Origin of the sequence: Telluribacter roseus (genome assembly GCF_017355915.2) — a bacterium.
Lineage (GTDB): Bacteria > Bacteroidota > Bacteroidia > Cytophagales > Spirosomataceae > Telluribacter.
Genome location: NZ_JAFEUV020000040.1, coordinates 1 through 951 on the forward strand (window position 1 = coordinate 1; position 951 = coordinate 951).

The 951-nt window shown below is 48.5% G+C and carries 2 protein-coding genes; both read right to left on the reverse strand.

The window, feature by feature from the left end; all coding sequences use genetic code 11:
• On the reverse strand, positions 1-243 hold a 243-nt coding region (locus JTN23_RS26065; protein WP_409049476.1), incomplete at its 3' end, for a helix-turn-helix domain-containing protein.
• Positions 244-250: 7 nt separating this feature from the next.
• On the reverse strand, positions 251-382 hold the full coding sequence (locus JTN23_RS26070; protein WP_409049477.1) for a helix-turn-helix domain-containing protein: 132 nt from the start codon (positions 380-382) through the stop codon (positions 251-253).
• Positions 383-951: the final 569 nt, after the last annotated feature.

Here is a 951-nt window from a genome sequence, read left to right on the forward strand (position 1 = left end):
TTCCATTAGTCGGTAAGCAGGCGTAGTCACCAGACCTCGGCTTTTCAGAATACGGTAGACTGTGGACTCCGACACAAACCATCCTTCATTGTCAACTATATAGCATGCTAGTTCTCGACTGGAAAGATCTGGTCGTTCCAGAGCTAGCTCTATGATCCGACTTTTTTCAGCAGGGGGCAGTTGGTTCCAACTACTCGTGCGTTGGTAAGGTTGATCAGCCAATCCATCGTAACCATCATTCAAATAGCGTTTATACCGCTGCGGCGGACCGCCATTGATAAAAGGTAGATCGATTAATACCTAACTCCTGCAAGGTTGCTTTTACACTAACGCTTGACTGTTCAACCAACGTGATAATTTCCATTTTTTCGGACTGAGTCATATGATGATAGGGATTATTCGTCGGCTTTAAGACTTTTTTTTAATGCCCTATTCTCCAGGCTCAGTTCGGCCACCAGTTGCTTGAGTGCTTCATTTTCTGACTTGATGGTTTGCACTTCTGGCGACCGCCGCGCGGAGCAGTGGCCTCCCGGGTCGTATCACCCGCCAAGCGTTTTTTACCTGCTTCCAGGAACTCCTTACCGCTTCGGCGGTCCGATCCAGCGATAGTACACGTTGGTGTTGAGTCCTTCGCGGCGACAGATTTCAGCCACAGATTGTTCGCCTTGCAAGCCTTCCAGTACGATTTGCGGGGCGGCCCGTGCCGATTTTCTCCTCAGCAGTGTATTGGCGCCGGCTTTGTCCCGCGCCGGCGGACCGGTTGAATATCTTTAATAATGGAAAAGGCAGATGGGCGCTCCGGAGTAGATGAGGCTGATTGATCCGTTTTGGAGTGCCTAGGCGTTCTTTTAGATGGTTTGGACATAACTAAGGTAATTTGGGTGAAACAATTTACTAAATTGTCTCTTCCCTTTTTCTTCCCTTCTGTCCATTTTTACTTGACTACGTACA

What these genes read in the sequence shown, in the direction of transcription:
- JTN23_RS26070 (WP_409049477.1), bottom strand. Translation starts at nt 382, where the DNA reads ATGACTCAGTCCGAAAAAATGGAAATTATCACGTTGGTTGAACAGTCA.